At 44.6% G+C, this 23,423-nt stretch carries 22 protein-coding genes and 1 riboswitch; of the genes, 13 read left to right on the top strand and 9 right to left on the bottom strand.

Translation table 11 applies throughout. The features are described 5' to 3' along the window. Positions 1-801: 801 nt before the first annotated feature. Positions 802-920, top strand: a riboswitch (TPP riboswitch). Between the two features lie 98 nt (positions 921-1,018). From thiS to purE, 11 genes are all read left to right on the top strand, one after another. After that, entirely contained in the window at positions 1,019-1,273 is a 255-nt protein-coding gene (gene thiS, locus BT112_RS20100; protein ID WP_072319262.1) for a sulfur carrier protein ThiS, read from the top strand. Positions 1,274-1,330: 57 nt separating this feature from the next. Then, the gene (gene thiC / locus BT112_RS20105; protein WP_072319263.1) at positions 1,331-3,166 is read left to right on the top strand and encodes a phosphomethylpyrimidine synthase ThiC; all 1,836 of its coding nucleotides are present in this window, start codon (positions 1,331-1,333) and stop codon (positions 3,164-3,166) included. A 2-nt stretch (positions 3,167-3,168) separates the two neighbouring features. Then, positions 3,169-3,819, top strand: a complete 651-nt coding sequence (locus BT112_RS20110; RefSeq protein ID WP_083565005.1) for a thiamine phosphate synthase — start codon at positions 3,169-3,171, stop codon at positions 3,817-3,819. A 5-nt stretch (positions 3,820-3,824) separates the two neighbouring features. Next, positions 3,825-5,255 carry a thiamine phosphate synthase gene (locus tag BT112_RS21525; RefSeq protein ID WP_175545832.1) on the top strand — a complete coding sequence of 477 codons (1,431 nt, stop codon included), beginning with the start codon at positions 3,825-3,827 and terminating at the stop codon, positions 5,253-5,255. Between the two features lie 2 nt (positions 5,256-5,257). Further along, positions 5,258-6,037, top strand: coding sequence for a thiazole synthase (locus tag BT112_RS20125; RefSeq protein ID WP_072319264.1), 780 nt, complete (start codon positions 5,258-5,260; stop codon positions 6,035-6,037). A gap of 22 nt (positions 6,038-6,059) precedes the next feature. Further along, positions 6,060-7,223 (top strand): 2-iminoacetate synthase ThiH, encoded by a 1,164-nt coding sequence (gene thiH, locus BT112_RS20130; RefSeq protein WP_175545834.1) that lies wholly within the window; start codon positions 6,060-6,062, stop codon positions 7,221-7,223. 140 nt (positions 7,224-7,363) lie between these two features. After that, on the top strand, positions 7,364-8,017 hold the full coding sequence (locus BT112_RS20135) for a hypothetical protein (protein ID WP_072319265.1): 654 nt from the start codon (positions 7,364-7,366) through the stop codon (positions 8,015-8,017). 161 nt (positions 8,018-8,178) lie between these two features. Beyond that, a complete protein-coding gene (locus BT112_RS20140) occupies positions 8,179-8,589 on the top strand; it encodes a hypothetical protein (RefSeq protein WP_072319266.1) in 411 nt (136 codons plus the stop codon). 202 nt (positions 8,590-8,791) lie between these two features. Beyond that, on the top strand, positions 8,792-9,886 hold the full coding sequence (locus BT112_RS20145; protein WP_072319267.1) for a HesA/MoeB/ThiF family protein: 1,095 nt from the start codon (positions 8,792-8,794) through the stop codon (positions 9,884-9,886). A gap of 44 nt (positions 9,887-9,930) precedes the next feature. Beyond that, complete coding sequence (locus tag BT112_RS20150; RefSeq protein WP_072319268.1) at positions 9,931-11,082, top strand: 5-(carboxyamino)imidazole ribonucleotide synthase; 1,152 nt, start codon at positions 9,931-9,933, stop codon at positions 11,080-11,082. A 61-nt stretch (positions 11,083-11,143) separates the two neighbouring features. After that, the gene (gene purE / locus BT112_RS20155; RefSeq protein ID WP_072319269.1) at positions 11,144-11,629 is read left to right on the top strand and encodes a 5-(carboxyamino)imidazole ribonucleotide mutase; all 486 of its coding nucleotides are present in this window, start codon (positions 11,144-11,146) and stop codon (positions 11,627-11,629) included. A 53-nt stretch (positions 11,630-11,682) separates the two neighbouring features. On the opposite strand, the gene BT112_RS20160 is transcribed toward purE, so the two are convergent. From BT112_RS20160 to BT112_RS20190, 9 genes are all read right to left on the bottom strand, one after another. Next, complete coding sequence (locus BT112_RS20160) at positions 11,683-12,600, bottom strand: thiopeptide-type bacteriocin biosynthesis protein (RefSeq protein ID WP_072319270.1); 918 nt, start codon at positions 12,598-12,600, stop codon at positions 11,683-11,685. Next, positions 12,590-14,833, bottom strand: coding sequence for a lantibiotic dehydratase family protein (locus BT112_RS20165; protein ID WP_072319271.1), 2,244 nt, complete (start codon positions 14,831-14,833; stop codon positions 12,590-12,592). The genes BT112_RS20160 and BT112_RS20165 overlap by 11 nt, the downstream gene beginning before the upstream one ends. A 55-nt stretch (positions 14,834-14,888) precedes the next feature. Further along, positions 14,889-16,097 carry a lanthionine synthetase C family protein gene (locus BT112_RS20170; RefSeq protein ID WP_072319272.1) on the bottom strand — a complete coding sequence of 403 codons (1,209 nt, stop codon included), beginning with the start codon at positions 16,095-16,097 and terminating at the stop codon, positions 14,889-14,891. Positions 16,098-16,254: 157 nt separating this feature from the next. After that, entirely contained in the window at positions 16,255-16,518 is a 264-nt protein-coding gene (locus BT112_RS20175) for a class I lanthipeptide (RefSeq protein WP_072319273.1), read from the bottom strand. 179 nt (positions 16,519-16,697) lie between these two features. Continuing rightward, positions 16,698-16,901, bottom strand: a complete 204-nt coding sequence (locus BT112_RS21700; protein ID WP_139276323.1) for a hypothetical protein — start codon at positions 16,899-16,901, stop codon at positions 16,698-16,700. Positions 16,902-16,911: 10 nt separating this feature from the next. After that, positions 16,912-17,127 (bottom strand): class I lanthipeptide, encoded by a 216-nt coding sequence (locus BT112_RS22250; protein WP_072319274.1) that lies wholly within the window; start codon positions 17,125-17,127, stop codon positions 16,912-16,914. A gap of 93 nt (positions 17,128-17,220) precedes the next feature. Further along, entirely contained in the window at positions 17,221-17,376 is a 156-nt protein-coding gene (locus tag BT112_RS21935) for a hypothetical protein (protein WP_175545833.1), read from the bottom strand. Positions 17,377-17,428: 52 nt separating this feature from the next. After that, on the bottom strand, positions 17,429-18,748 hold the full coding sequence (locus BT112_RS20185) for an HlyD family secretion protein (RefSeq protein WP_072319275.1): 1,320 nt from the start codon (positions 18,746-18,748) through the stop codon (positions 17,429-17,431). A gap of 38 nt (positions 18,749-18,786) precedes the next feature. Continuing rightward, on the bottom strand, positions 18,787-20,988 hold the full coding sequence (locus BT112_RS20190) for a peptidase domain-containing ABC transporter (protein WP_072319276.1): 2,202 nt from the start codon (positions 20,986-20,988) through the stop codon (positions 18,787-18,789). Between the two features lie 664 nt (positions 20,989-21,652). Between BT112_RS20190 and rlmB the strand changes: the two genes are divergently transcribed. Both rlmB and kdsA read left to right on the top strand, forming a co-directional pair. Then, the gene (gene rlmB / locus BT112_RS20195) at positions 21,653-22,390 is read left to right on the top strand and encodes a 23S rRNA (guanosine(2251)-2'-O)-methyltransferase RlmB (protein ID WP_072319277.1); all 738 of its coding nucleotides are present in this window, start codon (positions 21,653-21,655) and stop codon (positions 22,388-22,390) included. Between the two features lie 67 nt (positions 22,391-22,457). After that, positions 22,458-23,276 carry a 3-deoxy-8-phosphooctulonate synthase gene (gene kdsA, locus BT112_RS20200; protein WP_072319278.1) on the top strand — a complete coding sequence of 273 codons (819 nt, stop codon included), beginning with the start codon at positions 22,458-22,460 and terminating at the stop codon, positions 23,274-23,276. Positions 23,277-23,423 lie beyond the last annotated feature (147 nt).

Below are 23,423 nucleotides of genomic sequence, written 5' to 3' on the forward strand. Positions count from 1 at the left end.
ACTATACTCAAAATAACCTTGCTTAAATCTTCCTAATTCGTAGCGAACAAATCGCTACTGTTAGTGCTGTCAACAATATATCAAGGAACTCCTTAGTCAATCTTTATCCACTTACTGTTTTTGTAAGCGGCTGCAAAAGTAAAAACCTTTTTTATTCTGACCAAACTTTTGCTTAACTTTTTTCAAAAAACTTTCCCGCTATCACTCTCCTAATCTCCCTCGCAAAGCGGCTGCAAAACTAATACCTTTATTCGTTCTGACAAACTTTTTGAAACATTTTTTTAAAGAACTTTTTCGCTTCCTTCTTCATCAATCATTCTCCTCCAAAGCGGGTGCAAATATATAATCTCTTCACAATCCCAACCAAATAATTTATGCCTTTTTTTTAATGTTTTTTACCAACACCTAAAGATGAATTACTTACACGAAAAAAGATTTTAGTCAAGACTTCCTTCGCTTCATCAAAACTGTACTTTCAGATGTGTTTGCAGAAAGAAATCAGTATAAAACAGACATACATAAAGCCCATATATACGGTTTGAAACTCATCCGCTTCCCGGTTTCCAGGTATTATTTCCGTCCATATTCCCAAAATTGCAATAAACTTTACACCACAAACCTGCTGTTCCCGCTTCCTAAAGGGCGATAACCATAGTAATATCTGCCCGAAAGAATACTCCCTCTTCCCGACACAGCCTCTGCAGACCTTAGTTTTTATACTATATATAGACCATAATGATATCCTGAACCTTATGTTTTTACATTCCTTTTTTATCCCCGGATTTTTTATATACCTTTGTATATGAACTTTAGGGGTGCTTTACCTCCTGTTCCGGAAAGGACACAGGAAATAAGGCTGAGAAATACCCTCTGAACCTGATCCGGGTAATACCGGCGAAGGGAAAAGGCGAATATTGTATTTTCTGACACGAAATCCGTTGCCCGGATTTTCTGTATTCACGTATTCTTACCCGCCACAGGCATTCCTATTGTTCCAGACCCTTAAAAAACAAGACGTATGGAAACAATAACGGTACGCGTTAACGACAAATCTGTCTCTTTAGCAGGACAAAGCACTATTACAGACCTCATCAGGCATATCAATATCCCTCCGAAAGGCATCGCCATTGCGTTGAACCTGCCTCCCGATGACAACGTTGCTTTTATCGAACAGCAACATTCCCGCGAAGTCATCCCGCAAAAACAATGGGATACGTATACGCTTGCCGACCAACAGGACATCCTTATTATCAGAGCTACGCAAGGGGGATAACCAGACATTCCCGTTTTTCACTTACACCGTATTACCTCATAAATCAAAAACTTTCTCATGAAAAAAGACAAAACACCGGGCAAACAGATTATCACAAGAGCCCCCTTACCCAATTCCAGAAAAGTATATGTCCAGGGAGCTATATATCCGGATATCAAGGTCCCGATGCGCGAAATCGCCCTGAGCGATTCCAAACATGCCCTTACCGGGGCTACGGAGACTAACCCTCCGGTCACCGTATATGATACAAGTGGTCCCTTTACAGATCCTTCGGTTGATATCAACGTAGAAAAAGGCATACCTCCGGTACGGAGTCAATGGATCGCTTCGCGAAACGATGTGGAGCAACTGTCTGAATTCAGTTCGGCATATTGTAACAAAAGATTACAGAATACCGAGCTGGACAAACTCCGGTTTCAGCATATACGGAAACCGTTACGTGCCAGAAGCGGACAGAACGTAACACAGATGCATTATGCAAAACAAGGAATCATCACTCCCGAAATGGAATTCATAGCCATCCGTGAAAATCAGAAATTACAGGACATAAAACAACTTACCCGTCAGCATCCCGGAAATAACTGGGGAGCTTCTATCCCCGAAGTGATCACTCCGGAATTCGTAAGAGACGAAGTAGCCAGAGGAAGAGCTGTAATTCCGAATAATATCAATCACCCGGAGAGCGAACCTATGATCATCGGGCGGAATTTCCTGGTTAAAATTAATGCCAACATCGGTAACTCTGCAGTGACCTCCAATATCGAAGAAGAAGTTGAAAAAGCCGTCTGGGCCTGTCGCTGGGGTGCAGATACCATTATGGACCTCTCTACCGGCAAAAATATACACGAAACCCGCGAATGGATACTGCGGAACAGCCCGGTACCTATAGGAACAGTACCTATATACCAGGCCCTTGAAAAAGTCAATGGTATTGCTGAAGACCTGACCTGGGAAATATTCAGGGATACTCTTATCGAGCAGGCAGAGCAGGGTGTGGATTACTTTACGATTCATGCCGGGGTACTTCTCCGTTATATTCCTATGACTGCCAAAAGGGTAACAGGTATCGTATCCCGTGGCGGATCTATCATGGCCAAATGGTGCCTTGCCCATCATAAGGAAAGCTTTCTCTATACACACTTCGAAGATATATGCGAGATTATGAAAGCCTACGATGTATCGTTCTCGCTCGGGGACGGATTACGTCCGGGAAGCCTTGCAGATGCCAATGATGAAGCTCAATTTGCCGAGCTCGAAACGCTTGGCGAACTCACAAAGATTGCGTGGAAACACGATGTACAGACTATTATAGAAGGTCCAGGGCATGTGCCCATGCATATGATCAAGGAAAATATGGACAAGCAGTTAATTGAATGCGGGGAAGCCCCTTTTTACACACTGGGCCCATTAACCACCGACATCGCACCGGGCTACGACCATATTACTTCGGGTATCGGAGCGGCCATGATCGGATGGTACGGCACGGCCATGCTGTGCTACGTCACCCCAAAAGAGCACCTCGGTCTGCCTAACAAGGAAGATGTAAAGACCGGAGTTATCACGTATAAAATAGCCGCCCATGCTGCCGACCTGGCCAAAGGTCACCCCGGAGCGCAGTACAGGGATGATGCCCTGAGCAAAGCACGGTTCGAATTCCGTTGGGAAGACCAGTTCAACCTCTCGCTCGATCCGGATACTGCCCGGGAATTCCACGACGAGACACTTCCTGCCGACGGAGCCAAAGTAGCTCATTTCTGCTCCATGTGCGGACCGAAGTTCTGTTCGATGAAAATATCACAGGAAATCCGTGATCTCGAAGACAAGGACATCAAGGAAGGTATGGAAGAAAAAGCCAGGGAATTTACAGAGAAAGGCAGTGAAATATATCTGTAAAAATGAAAAACAGTAAACGCAGCACAAATATACCGGAACTTGTCGTCATCACCTGCCCGGGAATCTCACCTGATGAGATTCCCGCTATTATCGGCATGTTTGAGGAAGGGTTGCAAACCCTTCACCTCCGGAAGCCCGGAATGAACCGGGCAGAGACCATACGTTTCCTCGATCAGATCCCGGAAACGTATCACCCGGGGATTGCGCTGCATCAGCATTACGACATTACGGACGACTATACTCTAAAAGGTATTCACCTTCCGGAAAAAGCCAGGAAAAAAAAGGACGCAGGAACTCTTATCGATATTTACCGAAAAAAAGAACTGTCGGTAAGTACCTCCTTTCACGCTACCGAAGCGCTCCTTTCCTGTAAGGCTGATACCTTTGACTATGCTTTTCTCAGCCCCGTTTTTGACAGTATTTCCAAAACAGGGTACGGGGGACATTCCTTTGACCTTTCCGGACAAGAACTTCCTTTCCCCGTTCTGGCACTGGGAGGTGTAACTCCGGAGCATATTCCGACGGCACTACAAAACGGCTTTTCAGGGATAGCTGTCCTCGGGTATATATGGAACGCTTCTTCTCCTGTTGAAGCTTTTCGATATCTCCTGGAACAATACAATAAAAAATCCGAACTACTCCGATCAAAATGAAAATCATGACTACATCGTATGTGCTGACCATCGCGGGACATGACCCATGCAGCGGTGCAGGTATGACCGCAGATCTCAGTACCATCAATGCTCTGGGAGGTACAGGACTTAGCGTATGCACGGCTTTGACAGTTCAGAACGACCTGACCTTCGAGCAATGCTACTGGACGGATCCCGGCATTATACTGGACCAACTTCAGCTGCTTCTTAACAGTTATCCGGTAAGGGTAGCCAAAATCGGCATTATAGAAAATCCGGATATCCTCCGCCAAATCATCAGGATGATACACGAGGTCAGCCCGGAGACCGATATTATATGGGACCCGGTACTGAAATCAGGAAGCGGATATACATTTCACCGAAACCTGTCGGTCGGAGGATTGTCTGACATCTTTGAAATGTGTTCGCTGGTCACCCCAAATTACGATGAACTCCGGGCCATTGCCGAAAACGGAAATATAAAGAAGGCCATATCCGACATTTCTTCGCGCTGTCCCCTCTTACTCAAAGGCGGACACCGGAGTGATGCGCAGAAAGGAACCGACATCCTGTACTTTAAAGATGCGATTTCTGCAACGCTCCTTCCACGGAATATTCTGGATGTAAACCGACACGGAAGCGGTTGTGTGCTCTCTGCCGGTATAGCTTCCTATCTCGCTCGCGGATACGACCTGTTACAGTCCTGCATCCTGGCTAAAGAATACACCTACCGCTTTCTGCTTGCCGATCCGGCCAAAAGGAAAGCGGAGCATATCGCCCTGCAATACATTTCCACCGGCAAAAGCCCGGAAGAGCATCTGCAACATATACAGGAAGTCTGTATTTCCGGAGGGAAGTGGATACAGCTCCGCATGAAAGACCATACCGAAAGGGAAATATTTGACACTGCAGGAAAGGCCCGGGATATCTGTACCCGTTACGGAGCTGTACTCATTATAGACGATGGTGTTTCCGTGGCCCGGGCCATCGGAGCCGATGGGGTACATCTCGGAAATAACGACCTTCCCCCTGCCGAAGCCCGAAACATCCTCGGGCCCGAAGCAATCATAGGCGGAACAGCCAATACTCTCGAAGATATAGATCGACTTCAGCGCGAAGGAGTAGACTATATAGGACTGGGACCTTTCCGTTTTACTACAACCAAAAAGAACCTTGCGCCGGTTCTCGGTCTGGACGGTTATTCGCAAATAATGGAAACCTTGCAGCAACTGAAAACAAATATACCGGTCATTGCCATAGGAGGAATTACCCTACGGGATATCGGGCCCATCCTGGAAACAGGAATCTCAGGAATAGCCGTATCGGGTCTGCTCACCCCCAAACAACGTGTAACGACACCAGGCAGCACCAAAGACATGATCAGAATGATCGGGGAACTTATCCGGCATGCTGCCGGTCCGAGTAAACAAACAACCGAAATTGTAAAACATCAGTAAACATGAAAACCAACGATACATTAATTATTGCAGATAAAACATTCTCGTCCCGCCTTTTTATCGGAACGGGAAAATTCAGTGCTGCCAGCCAGATGAAGGCTGCCGTCCGAGCTTCGGAAAGCGAACTCGCCACGGTTGCCCTGAAAAGAGTTAATCCGGAGGAAAAGTCAGAAGACATTCACGCTTCGTTGCTGGATACAGGGATCAGCCTTTTACCTAATACCTCCGGCGTAAGAACAGCCACAGAAGCCGTGTTTGCGGCTCAACTGGCCCGGGAAGCCCTGGAAACCAACTGGATTAAACTGGAAATACATCCCGATCCCAGGTACCTGCTTCCCGACCCTATAGAAACACTGCTCGCTGCGGAAGAACTGGTGAAACAAGGATTTGTCGTCATGCCTTATATCCATGCCGACCCCGTTTTGTGCAAACGCCTCGAAGAAGTCGGCACCCAGTGTGTTATGCCTCTGGGAGCACCTATCGGCAGCAATAAGGGATTAAAAACACTGGATTTCCTGAATATTATTATCGAACAAAGCAACATCCCGGTTATCGTAGACGCCGGTATCGGCAGCCCTTCACATGCGGCGGCGGCCATGGAAGCCGGAGCAGATGCCGTACTGGTAAATACGGCTATCGCCGTGGCGGGAGATCCCATAGCTATGGCTCACGCTTTTAAACTTGCCGTCGAAGCCGGAAGAACTGCGTACCGTTCCAGACTGGCTCCGGCCCGGTCAGAGGCAGAAGCCAGCAGTCCGTTAACTTCATTTCTCACGGAATAACCACACGACAAAAAATATGGCTATGACACTTCAGAACAACTCACATTCCGAAATTTCCTTAACGTCAACAGAAAATCGGGATTTTTATGAGATCTTCAGTACCTATGACTGGCAGCACACAGAGAAAGACATCTATGCCAAAACCGTTGAAGATGTGCAAAAGGCGCTGCGCTCCGAGCGGAAAACCCTGGAAGACTTTAAGGCCCTGATTTCTCCGGCGGCACGTCCTTTTCTGGAAAAAATGGCTTCGGAAAGCATGAAGATCACCCGTAGACGGTTCGGTAAGGTGATACAGATGTATGCCCCGATGTACTTGTCGAACGAGTGCCAGAATATCTGCACGTACTGCGGATTCAGCCTTACCAATAAAATTCCGCGAAGGACACTTACCGACGAAGAAATTCTGAAAGAAGCGGTTTTCCTGAAGAAAAAAGGATACGATCATATTCTGCTGGTCACCGGAGAAGCTAACAGAACCGTCGGGGTCGATTATCTGAAAAATGCCATCCGGCTGATCCGTCCTTACTTTTCCAACATCAGTATAGAAGTTCAGCCTCTGGACACCAACGAATATGAAGCCCTCATAGCCGAAGGCCTGTACGCCGTACTGGTTTACCAAGAAACATACCATGAATCCTGCTATAAAATTCATCACCCGAAAGGTAAAAAATCGAATTTTCGTTACCGGCTTCATACCCCGGACCGATTGGGAAAAGCCGGGATTCACAAAACCGGACTCGGAGCTTTATTCGGGTTGGAAGACTGGAGAACAGATAGTTTTTTCACCGCGCTTCACCTCAGGTACCTGCAGAAACAGTACTGGAAAACACGGTATTCTATCTCCTTTCCCCGCCTTCGACCTCATTCGGGAGGACTTGAGCCCAAAGTAGTCATGACCGATACGGACCTCGCTCAACTGATCTTTGCCTACCGGATATTCGACGAAGATGTGGAACTTTCCCTGTCTACACGGGAAAGTATGAATTTTAGGAACCATATCATTCAGCTTGGTGTTAATTCCATGAGTGCGGAATCCAAAACCAATCCCGGCGGTTATACGGTAGACCCTCAATCGCTGGAACAATTTGAGATCTCCGATGAGCGAAGTACGGAAGCTATTGCAGCCATGATCAGAAATAAAGGGTATGAAGTGGTTTGGAAAGACTGGGAGAAGGGGTATAAATAAGAAGGATAATATTATGGTTTCCCTTTTCAACATTTTTAGTATGTTTGACAAATTTTACAAATCATAGCCAAAAGGTAATCCCTCCCCCAACCTGTCTGTAACATTAGACATCACTATCCTGCTGGTTTAAAAATTAACTTATGCAAAAAAAACTACTTGTCCTTTTTGTCACAATGCTTTGTGCCCGTTCTTATGCTCAGATTTCTTTTGAAAAAGGATATTTCATTGATGAGTCCGAACGAAAAACGGAATGCCTGATTAAAAATATCGATTGGAAAAATAACCCTTCGGAGTTCGAATACAAGCTTTCACAAGATGGTGTATCCAAAGTCAAAACAATTAAAACAACCAAAGAGTTTGGTATTACGGGATATTCTAAATTTATAAGGGCCCATGTCAATATAGATCGGTCTAACGATGAAAGGATCAGTTCCCTGAGCACTACCAGGGCTCCCGATTTCCACAAAGAAGAACTCTTCCTCAAAGTCCTGATCGAAGGTAAAGCCAGTCTTTATTACTACGAAGGCGGAAATACCAAGCGCTATTTTTTCAAGCGTGAAGACCAAAGCGAAATACAACCACTGATCTTTAAGAAGTATATCACTCAAAACAACAAGATAGGAACCAATGTAGGCTATAAACAGCAACTCTGGGATGCCTTGAAATGTGAGGAAATTAGCAGGAGCACCATAGAGAGGCTCGATTACACGCAAAGTTCTCTGGCTAAAATCTTTATTAAATATAATTCGTGTACCTCATCTGAATATATCAGTTATAAAAAAGGACAAAACTAAAGCTTCATTTAGCTCTGCGCCCGGGAGTCAAGTTTTCTTCCCTGGATCTACAAATAGCTTCCAAAAACAGACCACAGGTAGAATTTGGCAATAAGACAGGATTTCGACTGGGAATAGAAGGGGAATTTATTCTTCCCTTTAACAACAATAAATGGGCAATATTGGTAGAACCCACCTATCAGTATTATAAAGCCGAAGAAACTGTAAACGTCAATGATGTTTCGGGTCGAAAGATTATTTCCCGAATAGATTATAAATCTATAGAGCTTCCGATTTCTGTCAGGCATTATTTTTACCTGAACGATACATCCAAATTATATATCAATGCCGCAATCGTTTTGGATTTTGACCAGGATTCTTCGTTGAGAATTACCCGTGCGGATGGCAGTAGTCTTTATCCCAGGATTGACCTCGATTCTTATACCCATTTGGCATTAGGAGCCGGCTATACCATAAATGACAAATATAGCCTGGAGTTGAGATATCAATCGAGACAAATAGTACGCTACGGTGGGCAATGGGACTCAGACTACAGGAGCTTATCTGTTATCTTAGGGTACAGACTATTTTAGTTTTTCACCTATATCGGCTGCCTGTGTTTTAACGGAAGAACCATTTTATAAGCAGGTAAATAGCTTACCTGAGGTTTAAAAAAGAGAGGCTATCTATCATAAGACGGTACTATTTGTTATTTTTGAAATTCAGCAGTGTATCTCAGTAATCATTTTACGAATACGCTACATAGATTATTTTGGTATTTAAATTAAGACATCCATGTTTTCCAAAGGTGAACAACAACATTATCACAGGCAGCTTATCCTGGATGAGATCGGAGAAAGCGGGCAAGCCCGTTTGAAAGATGCAAAAGTGCTGGTTATAGGTGCAGGCGGACTGGGATCGGCTATATTGCCGTATCTCGCGGCGGCTGGTGTCGGGCATGTCGGAATTATAGACCATGATACTGTTGCCACGTCGAACCTCCACCGGCAGGTGATGTTCGGCATGGACGATGTCGGAAAAAACAAAGCTGTAACTGCCGCCGGTAAGTTATCACAACTCAATCCGCACATCGGTATCACCTCCTATCCGGAAGCACTGACCTCCGGAAATGCCGGGATGTTGTTTTCCGGATATGATATTATCGTGGACGGTTCGGACAATTTCCCTACACGTTATCTTGTCAATGATGCTGCTGTAATGTGTGGTAAGCCTGTTGTTTTCGGTTCTATTTTTAAGTTCGAAGGACAGATTTCCGTTTTCAACTACCTGGATGGCCCTACCTATCGTTGTCTTTTTCCGGAGCCTCCGCTTCCGGGAACCTCCCCTAATTGTTCTGAAATCGGGGTGCTGGGTGTTTTACCGGGAATCATAGGAACCCTCCAGGCCAATGAAGTCATTAAAATAATCTGCGGCATAGGAGAAGTACTGCGCGGAAAGCTCTTTACCATAGACTGTCTGTCGCTGCAGACCCAGGTTTTACGGTTTAAAAAAACAGTCTTCGAAATTCCCGAAACACTTCAGGATACCGGTTATGACTGCAACTTTGCCCCGGAAGATCTCGAGATCACACCGGAACAGTTGTCCAAAAGCCTTCCGGAAGAATCTGTCCTGATCGATGTAAGAACACATACCGAAAGAGAAAAATACACTATAAGTTCCGTGATAAACGGTCCGGATGACATACATATTCCCCTTGACGAACTCATGTCGCGTGACCAGGACATTCCTGAAAACAAACATCTTATCTTCTATTGCCAAAGCGGAATACGTAGCTTACAGGCGGTACGGACATATCTTCAGAAATATCCTCTTGCCAAAGTTTCGAGTGTAAAGGGCGGACTAAATGCCGTGCTTAATTCCGTAAACTGAAACAAATAACTATTTTTGCGGAGGAAAATACAAACACAGCATAGATGAACTACTTTTCTTCCGATTTTAAACTGGGCATTCTGGGTGGCGGACAACTGGGTAAAATGTTGCTATACGAGACCCGCAAGTACGATATATATACTTGTGTCATGGACCCGGCAGAAGATGCCCCCTGCCGTATAGCATGTAATGAGTTTCTAACCGGTGACCTTATGGATTTTGACGCGGTTTATGAATTCGGAAAAAAAGTGGACGTGCTGACCTTCGAAATAGAGAATGTCAATGTAGCTGCCCTGGATAAACTGGAAAAAGAAGGGATTAAGGTTTATCCTTCTCCAGCCACCTTAAAAACCATCCAGAACAAAGCCAAACAGAAATTATTTTACGTGGATCACGAGATCTCTACGGCCCCCTTTACACGTTTTGCCTATACGAGCGAGATTGGTACCGCACTGAAAAACGAAAGCATTCGTTTCCCTTTTGTATGGAAAAGTGCACAATTCGGTTATGACGGTCGCGGTGTCAAGGTCATCCGTACCCATTCCGATCTCGAAGGCCTTCCCAATGTAGAATGTATCACGGAAGAGATGATCCCCTTTAAAAACGAACTGGCTGTTATTGTAGCCCGGAACAGTAAAGGTGAGGTCGCTACGTATCCGGTTGTGGAAATGGAATTTCATCCTACGGCAAACCAGGTCGAATATGTGATATGCCCGGCCCGGATAGATGCCGCCGTTGCCGAAAAAGCCCGGCATATTGCACTCCGCGTTTCGGAAGCTTACCGGCACGTAGGGCTTCTGGCCGTAGAAATGTTCCAGACCCAAAACGATAATATCCTCGTCAATGAGGTAGCTCCCAGGCCGCACAATAGCGGACATTACAGCATTGAAGCCAGCTATACCAACCAGTTCGAGCAACACCTCAGGGCCATTCTCGGACTACCACTCGGAAATACCGATAGCAAGGTAGGTGGCATTATGGTGAACCTCACCGGGGAAGAAGGATATACCGGAAAGGTAAACTATCAGAATATCGAAGACATTATGAAAATGGACGGAGTAACCCCGCATATTTACGGGAAGAAAGAAACCCGGCCTTTCCGTAAAATGGGACACGTCACCATTGTCAATAAAGATATTGCCAAAGCGAGAGAAATCGCCGAAAAGGTAAAAAACACGATTAAAGTCGTAAGTTGAATCTCTTGCCGAATCCTAACGGGACAAACGTCAAGAAGAAGATTTAAATAAAAATTAAAGGATGAGTAAAGTAGCCGTAATTATGGGAAGTACCAGCGATCTGCCCGTCATGCAGGAAGCAGTGGACATATTAAAAGGTTTTGACATTGAGGTCGAAGTGGATATTGTGTCTGCTCACCGCACTCCGGAGAAAATGTTCGAGTTCGGAAAAAAAGCACATGAGCGGGGTATTGCCGTGATCATAGCTGGTGCCGGAGGTGCCGCGCACCTCCCCGGTATGGTCGCCTCCCTGTCTCCCTTACCCGTAATAGGTGTACCCGTAAAAAGTAGTAATTCCATCGATGGCTGGGATTCGGTACTATCAATTCTGCAAATGCCCGGCGGAGTTCCTGTAGCTACCGTTGCACTCAACGGTGCGAAAAACGCGGGTATCCTTGCTGCACAGATCATAGGAAGCAGTGACAAATGCGTTCTTGATAAAGTTATTGCATACAAAGAGGGCCTGAAGATAAAGGTTATCGAAGGCGCTAAAAGCATAAACTCATAAATAAAATCGCATCGAAGGGGACCTCTCATAGGTCCCTTTCATTATAAAAAGCGTTACACCGCCTTTTCAGAAACCTGCTTCTTCTTTTTCTTTTTGGCTATCGAAGACCTGTAATAGCGATACAAAAAGTCGTAGCATACCATTTCATGCATCCGGTTTTTGGACTTGAACAAGCGGTTCATCAGCATGTGAATATAACTTGCCATCAGATCATTTACCGGAACTTCCAGGGTCTCTTTGTTCTTACGGGCAATCATTTCCTCTGCAACAGGGGCTATACCGGTTTTCTTCTGCGCCAGAATTTCCAGTATAGGCTCATAATCCGGATCGGAACCGGCATCAAAAACCATGAAACGATCTATTTTTTCCCGGTGCAGACGATACTTTCCGTCCAGCTGTTTTTTTAAAGGTCTGCCCATACCAAATTCTTCTCCGAAACCTGTTTTTAAGCGCTCCATAAGCTGCAGTTTCTCATCTTCGGAATACCCGAAACTATCCAGATGTTCATCCATGGCCCGTAACGCGAACAGCCATCGCAGTTCTTCTCCTTCGTCTCCTTCGATCATATCCAGGAAATTCACAATCATCTCACTGTCGTGATAAAACAGGGATTCCGCGAGTTCCATCGTCTTTCTTCCGTAACGTTCGAGCTCTCTCTTATACGTATCGGTTTGTATCTGCCAGACCAGGTCCTTGTCCATGAAGTCTTTTAGTCCCGGGAGCAGGCTATTGATAACGGCTGCTATGGCTTCGGGATGATTATAGTGAAATCTCACCCTCAGATGGTGACCGGAATCGGAGTAACGTATAAAAAACCACTTGTCGATAACTCCGCGGTCAATAAGCTGCCGGGCCACGGGACGAATGATCTGGGTAAGAATCACGTCTGAAGTTTTGGGTCCGGTATATATTTTATAGAACAACCAGCTATCGCCGAGAATGAAATTGCGTTGTATAGGTTTATTGTTCATTTTTCTGTTTTTTACTATTGTAAAAGGAGAGTACGATCTGGTTGGTATAATGCTGTCCCCTATCGTCCCTGATCTTACTCCCTTTGGCAAACAAAAATTCCGTGAGCTTAAAGCCGGACCTCTTCTTTACCGTATCCAGAAGCATTCTTACCGAAGTAAGATTTCCGAAATTGATCAGTAACTCATTATCTCCGTCCGTAAGCATGGTATACTGCGGGATTTTTCGTTTATCACAAAAATCCCGGATGCTCTTGCGGAGTTTTTCATCATCCTTTTGCTCCTTTTTTAACGGTTCTACATCCTCCTTCTTCAGGTTCCATGTGGCTTCGGAAAGTATGATATTTTCGTATTCCACACGGGGAATAAACTCGTATTCTCCGGCAAAAGGCCCGAGATTAAACCCCACTCCCGACCGCAATCCCTGAGTTTGCATATCGCACAAAAACTGATAGATAGGCAGCGCATTAGAACTGTAATTATGGGCATTTGTCAGGTGAGGGACAACTTCTTTGTTCAGTTTACGGGAGCGCAACAATACATTCCTTCCGTACTTTACGGAAATGTGCAGATCGTCAAGAGGCAACTGTTCATCTTCATTCAACACAGATTTTGCCAGGTAGGGAATTTCATAATTCCGGAATGCCGGACGCATTAATATATTTCCTACCCTCGACTCGGGCAGATGTACGATCTCGGCCAGGATTTTATCGTTCTTAGCGTGTTTTTCGGAGTCGATAATTTGTTGCGTGTACAGGTTCAGAGCTTCATCTCCGTGACAAAACCTTCCCAAAAGATTGGCAGCGCTTGATCCGCCAGCCCCTCCAAAACGATATTTTTGTACACCTTCTTCCTCTACCAGCTCAATCATAGCCGAAAGGGTATCGGGCAAGTCATTCCAGTCCGCTTCGAAATTTGCGAAATCCTCGTCTGTAACTGTTATAAGGTATGCTCCCGTGCCTATGGCATAGGTTAGTTTTTTCTGTATGATATTCTGTACCGCACTCCAACGGATTTCAGAAACCTCGTGCTTTGCCCTTTTACCCGGAATAATAAGATCATCCACCAGCGGATTGACATCTCCCGATCCCTGATCCTGTTTATATCCTATCCCCATTTCTACATCAAGGGCTTTTGCCAAAGGTACTTCGCGTTCTTCAAAACGTTCGTAAAACGCTTTTTTAAACTGGTCGAGTAATGTACTTTTTGGAGGCAGTGTTATTTTATTGAGGAAAGTGATTCCTTTTTTCAGCGTTTCCACCACAGCTGTATCGAGCGTATTTTTTTCGGTATTCAGAATCATATCGGTCTGAAACAGGTATTTCAGTTCAAAACCGGTCCCCAATTGTTTCAGGTATTCACTGAGTTCAAGATATTTCCCGGGAGCGTTGCCGATATGATTATCCAGTTCCGCAAGACGAATATCTATGTCGTCCAGTATTTGCAGTAAGGGCACTGTACCTTCCAGTTTGCGCAAGACCTTTTTGATCTGCTCCAGAAATTCGGGTCCGGATACGGAAGGCTCCAGTTCGCTCGTCAGAAGCTGGCTTTCTACAAGCTCTTCGACAAAACCTTCTGCCTCTTCGTACGTAATCTCCTCATCGACCAGACTGTTTGCCAGATCCTCCAGCAAGGCACCCCGACCGGCTTTCTCCAGCACCCCGGTAAGATATTCGGAATTGTCTACAGCTACAATATGATGATGGCGTTTGCTGTTTACATATTTATATTCTATGTATCGCAATTGATCGCCCGCCGGATATATACTGGTATTGGGATAAAACAACAATTGTTTCCTGATATTTCCGTTTTTAACCAGGTCCTGCGAAAGGGCCACCAGGTAATTCATATCCAGTCGGGTATGTCTCCGGTTTTTCTGCGCTCCGCCGAGTTGTATTTCGGTCTGCGCTCCCAATACTCCTATACTACACCCTGCAAAAAGTCCGAAAGGTGTGCAACGGGAAGACATTCTGGACAGGTATTTGAGTAAGGCATAACGCAGTTTATCGGTCTTTTTTTTATCTGTGACCGTTCCGGCTTCCCAACGGGTCAGTTCTTCATAAAGCGGCGGAGAAGCCAGGAACACGGCTTCCCGGATGAGTGTATCCTTGAATAATGCTTTTAATTTTTCTTCCGGAATACGATCTCCCCCTGTAAGGTCTTTGTAAAACTCAAGAGGGAAAAGTGGTGTTCGCAATACAAAACCGGGAAAATTTTGATATGAGTTATCGTTCATTCGTCAGATTTGGTTATGGGTATTTCAATACATTTTATCGCGGGAAAATTTCTGCTCAACCTATCATCAGGCACTCATCCCACGAATGGTCTCCGGACAAATGACTAATGATACTCAATCCTATTCCCGCTATTCCTTCGAGGAGGTTTAACTCTTCTTTCCATTCACTCTCCCGGCCCTTCCACTGTTTATAACCGGAATAGCCATCGGGGTGCACCGCTTTTTCGAGTCCGTCTCTGATCCAGAAATCTGCTGCTTCCCTGAAGATTTGCTCTCCTGTTTCGGAATACATCCGATTAAACATCTGGGCATTGCCATACGAGCCGTGACAAACGCCGGCATCCCGGACCATATGACTTTCCGGCGAGGTTCTGCCTGCGGCATGCCGGAGAATATCCAGGGCTTCTGCATGGAGTTCCTCATCCTTTAAATGCCTGGAGGCCTGCCACAGGGATATACCTATACCGAGATCGCCGTAGCACCAGGCCAGACGACTTACACTATCTCCTTCTTCTCCGGCTTTCACCCAGCTCGGAAACAACGAAATCCCATTCTGGTCTTTGTTACGGCAGTTACGTATAAAGGCTATTCCTCCTTTCAGCATTTCCCCGACCTGGTCTCTGAACGTTTCATACGCGTACAGCCTGGACAAAAAGTTAACGATACTCGACATTCCGTGAGACAAACTCAGGTTATACCCGGTCTCGCCGGTCTCCGGTACGAGTGTGGAAAGCCATTTTACGGTATTCCCTTCCGTCTCTGCCAAATCCAGTAAAAGGACAACGAGCTCCCCAAGGTAATTTTCATATATCTGCCTTCGCTCCTCTGAGACCGTATTCCGGTAACGCTTAAAAAAATAAAAACCATAGCCCAGGGCACCGTGAAGAAAATCATAATTTCCGTTTTTCATGTCAGAACGCATCACACGGTACAGATAAGGGTCGAGTTCCCCGAGCAGTTCATCACTTTCGGCATCCATAAAACCCTGCTGTTCCAGATGGTCCAGCACCCAGCCGGTACCGGCCAGTCCGGAGCAATAGGTAGGAAAGCCGAATCCTTCATTGATTCGGTCTATACTACTGCTGAGTACCTCAACTCCTGTATCGGCAAACGCATCCGTATCCGTATATTTGGCGTAATAAAAATGAAACAGAGCAATTCCCGATATCCCCGCAAGTACCCCGGTCTGATCATTTTCCGAATATTTTTCCTTGAGAATAGCGTGTATTTCGCTGAGCTTTTGGTGCAAAAGTTCCTTTTCCATGCATAAAGATAATGTAGGTTCTGGTCATATTATGTGATGTCCTGTACCAGATAAACAGATCCGTAAAATTCCTGAAAAACTAATTTTAAAATACAAGCAAAGCTATATCCCAGTATTTTGAATATAGCTTTGGTTAAATACCTTAAGTTTAATGAAATTACATGCAGGGTCCGCATGTTCTGCAATGAATGGGATCGGAAACAGGATGTACATCGGTGGTACAATTGTATTCGGTAACACATCCGCCCGTTCCGCAATTACCGGTTCCGCAGCCATTGGTTCCACAATCATTCGTAGCACAGGTAGCATACTCATCGGTATTACAGCCTATGGCTGTCTCCCATCCTCCCTTGATTTCATCCAGATTAGATACTTTTTCTTTTTTGAGAATGAGTTTTCGTGTAAGCTTCTTTTTTTTCATAATGAGGTCTGTTTTTGGTTAGGACTCTTCTAATTTATAAAAATTAGCTTAGAACTACCTGTGATTTTCCTTTTTTAACGTTAAAAAGAAAAGCCACCCCAGGATTTTACCCCCCGGGGCAGCCAATACTCAACATTTATATTTCAAAAACAATTTTCTTTACCGAAAACAGGTGCTCTTTACGGGCACCCTCCCGTAGTTCCTCCACAATTACCGTCGCCGGTAGCCGGATCACAATTTTTTTGGGTTGGCGGATCACAAACCGGCCACCAACTATTTCCGCAGCCATAACTTATCCAGTCTCCTCCGCGTACGGTACCTGAATGAAGTGCAGAGACCGTCTGCTTGTTTAGTTTCAGACTATTCAAACTTTTTTTCTTCATGATCGACATTTTAATTGTTACATACTGTCGGGCACTCTCCTTTTATGGATTGTGTCGGTCCGGGACAACTCTGACAGGTAAGCCCGGTAACCCCACCACGGATATGATCTGTATTTTGAGGATCAAGTTGACTGATAATTATTTTATTCAGGTTCAGATTTTTAAGCTTCTTTTTTTTCATAAGTAAGGAATTTAAGTGCCAGATAGATTCTCCATATTTTCTCATCCGGACCTGTCCGGGGAGAAAACGGACAACATGGTTTTCTAAACATATCAGTAGAATACTCCCCTTGAACAAGGGGAGTCTGATGTCAGGATATTATCCTATACAAGGTCTTACCGCCGAACATGCCGGTGGCCAGGAATCTCCACAGCCATAGGTTGGCCAGTCTTCCCCTCCTTTTATGTTTTCAGGGGTGAAATTGGAAATTGTCTTCTTGTTCAGCTTTAACGATTTAAGGCTTCTTTTTTTCACGGTTGTAATGTTTAAGATTCGGACTTTCAATATAGGAAAAAATCTACGAATCTTAAGTGTTACGGGAAAATATTTTTGTAAGCTGATAAAATATACGTTGTAAAATGCTGAGTTCTTCCGTAATGATCTCTGCATTTCCCTGCATTTCCTGGCGGAATTCCAATTTCTTTTCAAAAGATGTTTCCAGGCTACCGACATTGACATAAATAGAGTACATAGCTTCCCCTTTTTTTGGCACAGCAGATATATCGACAATTTCTCCACGTAAGCTGCCCCATTCTTCGTAAGGATAATTATCCAGTTTTATAAGTACTTCCTGTCCTACCTTAACCTTACCGGAGTTTTGCACCGGCATAGTCACCTGTCCAATAAGAGAATCGGTTTCTTCCGGCACCACCGTAAATACGATATCTCCTGCTTTGACATTCTGGTATTTGTGCCTGATATCAAACATAGAAACTTTTCCTTTCATAGGACTTTTCAGTACATAAGCCAGTTCCCAGTTATGGATCTCGTTTTTAAGGATTTCCAACCCGCCTTCCAGTTCCTGCCTGTAGCTATAGGTCAGTTCTTTACCTGTAATTGTAGATTGGGTTTTGTTTCCGCTCAGGGAAGCAATGGATATCCTTGTATTGGATATGGCGCTTTTCAGGTTTTCATACCGCTGTTTATCAGCGAGATAACTCCGGGACACCGCATCAAATTCCGATTTGGAGATTACCCCTTTGTCAAGCAGCGCCTTGTTTCTGGCATATTCCGATTCGGAAAGGGCCAGTTCCTGGGCAAATAATTCCAGCTGATTTTGTTGTTTTTTCAGAAGGTCATACTGTTCTTCAATTTGTTGTGTTGCGGCAAAAATCTCTTTCTTATTGGGTTCCAGGAGGTGAAAGAGTACATACTTCTGATATTGCGAGGCAAAATTGGAATACGCCTGCCGGATACTTCCCAGCTGAAGGTGCGGAGGAAAAATCCCGGGTATCGAATCCGGAGGGACCAACTCGGGCGTAAAATCCGAAAGCTTCCTTTTCAGCCAATACACATCCTGCAGATTTGCAGTATTCTCTATTTCGGCAAGGATTTCGTTTTCTACCACCGGCTGATCTGCTGCTACGTACAAATTGGTCAGTTTCCCATTGCTGTTCGCCTGTATATATGCCGGGGGAATTTTGGTTGTTATGGTGATACGTGCGGTGATCATGTCATCATAGCTGATGAGCGCACTTCCTATAATAAGGAGGATTACAATAATAAATACCACGGTAGTTCCCCACCGGATCATCCAGTGTGGTGCCTCCCCGAGAATTTCCTGTACCTGGTCAGAGCGTTCGTCCAGGAAATCTATTTTTTTCTTTTTGTCTTTAGCTTTACTCATAGGTTTTCCGAAAAGAATTTAAAGGGCTTGTATACTCATTATTCTCCAAGTTCGAGCTGGTTCTTTACCAGGGTAAAATACGCTCCTTTTTTCTTTGCCAGTTCTTTGTGCGTTCCCTGTTCTATGATCTTTCCTTTTTCCAGCACGATGATCTGATCGGCATTTTTTACTGTACTCAGGCGGTGAGCTACGATAACCACGGTCTTGCCCTTATAGAATTCCTCCAGGTTTTCCATAATAACTTTTTCATTGTTCGCATCAAGTGCACTGGTAGCTTCATCAAAAAAGATATATTTAGGGTCTTTATATACCGATCGGGCTATAAGGATCCGCTGTCGTTGTCCCCCACTGATATTTACACCACTCGATCCTATTTTGGTATTATAACCGGAAGGTTGTTCTTCTATAAATTCCTCGATATTCGCTACATTGACGGCATGGATAAGCCTTTCCTTACTGATAATCCCTTCCGAATCGGACTCCGTAATATTGCGGGCTATGGTATCACCGAAGAGAAATCCGTCCTGCATGACCGATCCGCATGCTTTTCGCCATACCGTGGTATTCATGTTTTTTAATCTCACATTACCTACCTGTATGGTCCCCTCCGTAGGATCGTAAAACTTGAGAAGGAGTTTTACAAGCGTTGTCTTTCCGCTTCCGCTCGCCCCTACTACCGCAGTGACCTTTCCTTCTGGAATTTCAAAAGTAAGGTCATCCAGGACAAGTGGTGAAGAATTTCCCCCGTACCTGAAGCTGACATGCTGAAATTTGACTGTTTTATCTTGCGGAAGATCAATGATATCGTCGTCAAAAGGGTTTTCTTCATCATCCTTGGCGTGAATTTCGGATAACCGCTCCAAACTTATCTTAGCATCCTGTCCGGCCTGAATAAAGGTGATAAAATTGTTGATAGGGAGGTTGAGCTGACCTATAATATATTGTACCGAAAGCATCATACCCAATGTCAGATCTCCCTCTATGACCGATTTGGCAGCTATAAAGGTGATCAATATGTTTTTCAGTTCATTGAGAAATTTCCCTCCTGTATTCTGTGTCTGGGAAAGCGACAATCCCTTTATGGATATTTTGAAGAGCCTTACCTGTATGGCTTCCCACTCCCATCGCCGCCGGCGTTCGGACCCGTTGAGTTTTATTTCCTGCATTCCGGATATCAACTGATATAAGCTGCTCTGATTGTCGGATGACTGATCGAAACGTTTATAATCCAGTTCGGCCCGCTTCTTCATAAACAAGAGGGTCCAGCCGATATAGAGTATCGAACCGAATAGGAATACCAAAAAGATCCCCATATTGTAATACGCCAGTACAACCCCGAAAATTATCACATTAAAAGCGGAAAACAAGGTATTTAATGTCGTGGTCGACAGAAAGCTCTGTATCCGGTTATGATCGTATATCCGCTGGATGATATCGCCCGTATTTTTGGAATCGAAAAAGGCAATAGGTAACCGCATCAGTTTGATGAGGAAGTCAGATATCAGGTTGATGTTTACCCGACTGGTCACATGCAGTAAGATCCACCCTCTTATCAGTTCTACCGTAGTCTGGGAAATAAAAAGGGTAAGCTGTGCCACCAGTACGAGATAAACAAAGTTGAGATTCTGATAATTTATACCATAATCCACCACAGCCTGGGTGAGAAAGGGAAAAATAAGCTGCAAAAGACTCCCGACAATCAACCCGAGGAACAATTGGGTAAGGTGTTTTTTATACGGTTTGAAATACCAGAACAGGAATCTGAAACCGTATTCGACCTTGGTATCTCTCCCGGTTTCGTAAAAATTCGGTGTCGGTTCGAGCAAGAGCAGATAACCCTCATCGTCCATATCGGCACTTTTACCTATCCAGCCGGCAACAAACTCTTCCCTACTGTACTTGACCAATCCATGTGCAGGGTCGGCAACAAATACCGTTCCTTTTTTTATCGCATAAATAACAACAAAATGCCTTTGTCGCCAATGAGCAATGCAAGGCAGTGGTACTTCCTCCTCAAGGGTCTTGAAATCGATACTTACGGCAAGAGAATGAAAGCCGATACTTTCGGCAGCTTCGGCTATCCCCCCGAGAGAAACACCTTCTCTGGTAATGTTGGCCTTACGGCGCAAAAAATCGGTAGCGTAAGATCTCCCGTAATACTTAGCTATCATCCGGAGACAGGTAGGACCGCAATCCATTTGATCCAACTGTCTGTAAAACGGAAATTTCTTCAGGTTCATAAATAGGTTTTATCAAGCAGAACTCCTTTTTTGTTAGGGGCAAGGAATTTCGTTTGGTTTACTAAAATAAAAAAAAGTAGAGACGTTGAGACTTAAAGCGGAGAAGGAAACGATTTTCATGCTCCCTCCGGGCGAAAACATACTGACTAACAGTTTTTTACAAAAAAAATGTAGTATATCGATATTATGCCTGCTATAATTCCCCCGTTTTCATTCTGTCAATATAGGATTTTTTGGCAAAATGAGGAAGATAAAACAACATTCTCCTTCACGGCCTTCACTTCCTTTTTAACAGGATATGCTGATGCGTTACTATCAAAAAATTAATAAAAACGCATTTAAATTACTTTTTCACCTTAAAAACAACACTGTAGCAGATTGAACGAACATTAGTGATCATGAAATCTGCCTCCTTGATTTTTACGGTCTCCTATTCACATTAAAAAAAATCAGAACACACTTATGCAAACTGCCTGTACCATGTTCGAGGATGTAAGCATACACGGGCAAGCTTTCCCGACGAAAGTAAAGAGTAACAGGACTTCCCATCTCCCCTCAAAGAGCACATAGTCTGTTTCGGGTGTTGCAAACCGGTAAATGCCGCTGCTATCTGCCTTTCTTTATACGCCGATAAAGCAAGACTTCTTTTTCGTACCTTTGCAAGATGCAAAAAGACTATCAGATATTCGGTATACGTGCAGTAATAGAAGCTATACATGCCGGAAAAGCCATCGATAAAGTGTTTATCCAGAAAGGATTGAAAGGCGCCTTGTTTTCCGAACTTGAAACCTTGCTTCGGAAGGAACAGATCAACGTATCTCATGTTCCCCTGGAAAAACTCGACAGGCTCAGCAAAAAAAATCATCAGGGCGTTATTGCCCATATATCTCCCGTAGAATTTCATTCGCTCGAAACCCTGGTCATCAACACCGTAGAATCGGGAGAAACTCCTTTCTTCCTGTTACTCGACCAGCTTTCTGACGTCCGCAATTTCGGGGCTATCATCCGTACAGCCGAATGTACCGGTGTTCATGGCATTATTGTGCAGAACAAAGGCGGAGCTCCTGTAACAGCAGACACCGTTAAAACTTCTGCCGGGGCCGTTTTTAACGTCCCGATCTGTAAAGTCGATCACATTAAGGATGCTGTTTTCTACATGCAGGCGTCGGGCATTCAGGTGGTAGCTGCCACAGAAAAAACCGAAGATATGATTTACGATGTGCCCCTGGACGTCCCCCTGGCTATTGTTATGGGGGCAGAAGACAAGGGTATTTCGCCCTCGGTCATGAAATCGGCAGACCACAGGGCTAAACTCCCTATGTACGGTAATATCGGTTCGCTCAATGTATCCGTGGCCTGTGGTGTTTTTCTGTATGAAGTCATCCGTCAACGAAAAAAATAACAACAATTTTACATCGATATCCCATTGCCTGTGCGAACGGGAAACTTTATAACACAATTCAGCACTTATGAAAATAGAAGCTATTCCACAGATAAAACATACGGATGCCGACAACTTCTTTCTCCTGGCCGGTCCCTGTGCCATAGAAGGAGAAGATATGGCCATGCGTATTGCGGAAAAGGTGGTCGGTATTACCGATAAATTACAGATCCCTTATATCTTCAAAGGTAGTTTTAAGAAAGCTAATCGCAGTCGTATTGACAGTTTCACCGGAATCGGGGACGAAAAAGCATTGAAAATACTCCGCAAAGTATCTGAAACCTTTCACATCCCGACGGTTACGGATATTCATGAAATAGACGATGCCGAAAAAGCTGCTGCGTACGTAGATATTCTACAGATTCCGGCTTTCCTTGTCCGCCAGACCGATCTTGTTGTGGCTGCAGCCAAAACCGGAAAAACCATAAATCTCAAAAAAGGACAATTTATGAGTCCGGAAAGTATGAAACATGCCGTACAGAAAGTGCTGGACAGCGGTAATGAGCAGGCCGTGATTACAGACCGGGGCACCATGTTCGGCTATCAGGACCTCATCGTGGATTTCAGAGGAATCCCAACGATGCGCAAATATGCTCCGGTAGTACTCGATATCACACATTCCCTGCAGCAACCCAATCAGACCAGTGGCGTCACCGGGGGAAGACCGGAGATGATAGAGACTATAGCCAGGGCCGGTGTAGTAAACGGTGTCGATGGTTTGTTTATCGAAACCCATTTTGATCCCGCCAACGCTAAGAGTGACGGTGCCAATATGCTCCACCTGGATCATCTGGAAAAGCTGATGACCAATCTCGTGGCCATCCGAAAAACAATAAACACGTTATAATCCCACAGCATCCCGGAGCAAACCATAAGCACGGACAATCAAAACACTACAATAAATATTAACGTATATTAAACTTAATATTAAGGAAAATTTACATAGGGTTTGATTGTCTCTGATAAAGGAAAAGACTATCTTAGTGTAAGAATC

The sequence above is a fragment of the Sinomicrobium oceani genome, assembly GCF_900119185.1.
Classification (GTDB): domain Bacteria; phylum Bacteroidota; class Bacteroidia; order Flavobacteriales; family Flavobacteriaceae; genus Sinomicrobium; species Sinomicrobium oceani.

Bases quoted from the DNA above. Each gene is read 5' to 3' on its own strand.
- BT112_RS22250 (WP_072319274.1), bottom strand. From the start codon at position 17,127: ATGAGAAAATATGGAGAATCTATCTGGCACTTAAATTCCTTACTTATG.
- BT112_RS20135 (WP_072319265.1), top strand. From the start codon at position 7,364: ATGCAAAAAAAACTACTTGTCCTTTTTGTCACAATGCTTTGTGCCCGT.
- BT112_RS20110 (WP_083565005.1), top strand. From the start codon at position 3,169: ATGAAAAACAGTAAACGCAGCACAAATATACCGGAACTTGTCGTCATC.
- BT112_RS20170 (WP_072319272.1), bottom strand. From the start codon at position 16,097: ATGGAAAAGGAACTTTTGCACCAAAAGCTCAGCGAAATACACGCTATT.
- purE (WP_072319269.1), top strand. From the start codon at position 11,144: ATGAGTAAAGTAGCCGTAATTATGGGAAGTACCAGCGATCTGCCCGTC.
- rlmB (WP_072319277.1), top strand. From the start codon at position 21,653: ATGCAAAAAGACTATCAGATATTCGGTATACGTGCAGTAATAGAAGCT.
- BT112_RS20145 (WP_072319267.1), top strand. From the start codon at position 8,792: ATGTTTTCCAAAGGTGAACAACAACATTATCACAGGCAGCTTATCCTG.
- BT112_RS20190 (WP_072319276.1), bottom strand. From the start codon at position 20,988: ATGAACCTGAAGAAATTTCCGTTTTACAGACAGTTGGATCAAATGGAT.
- BT112_RS20150 (WP_072319268.1), top strand. From the start codon at position 9,931: ATGAACTACTTTTCTTCCGATTTTAAACTGGGCATTCTGGGTGGCGGA.
- BT112_RS20165 (WP_072319271.1), bottom strand. From the start codon at position 14,833: ATGAACGATAACTCATATCAAAATTTTCCCGGTTTTGTATTGCGAACA.
- thiC (WP_072319263.1), top strand. From the start codon at position 1,331: ATGAAAAAAGACAAAACACCGGGCAAACAGATTATCACAAGAGCCCCC.
- BT112_RS21700 (WP_139276323.1), bottom strand. From the start codon at position 16,901: ATGAAGAAAAAAAGTTTGAATAGTCTGAAACTAAACAAGCAGACGGTC.
- BT112_RS20125 (WP_072319264.1), top strand. From the start codon at position 5,258: ATGAAAACCAACGATACATTAATTATTGCAGATAAAACATTCTCGTCC.
- BT112_RS20185 (WP_072319275.1), bottom strand. From the start codon at position 18,748: ATGAGTAAAGCTAAAGACAAAAAGAAAAAAATAGATTTCCTGGACGAA.
- thiS (WP_072319262.1), top strand. From the start codon at position 1,019: ATGGAAACAATAACGGTACGCGTTAACGACAAATCTGTCTCTTTAGCA.
- kdsA (WP_072319278.1), top strand. From the start codon at position 22,458: ATGAAAATAGAAGCTATTCCACAGATAAAACATACGGATGCCGACAAC.
- BT112_RS20160 (WP_072319270.1), bottom strand. From the start codon at position 12,600: ATGAACAATAAACCTATACAACGCAATTTCATTCTCGGCGATAGCTGG.
- BT112_RS21525 (WP_175545832.1), top strand. From the start codon at position 3,825: ATGACTACATCGTATGTGCTGACCATCGCGGGACATGACCCATGCAGC.
- BT112_RS20175 (WP_072319273.1), bottom strand. From the start codon at position 16,518: ATGAAAAAAAAGAAGCTTACACGAAAACTCATTCTCAAAAAAGAAAAA.
- thiH (WP_175545834.1), top strand. From the start codon at position 6,060: ATGACACTTCAGAACAACTCACATTCCGAAATTTCCTTAACGTCAACA.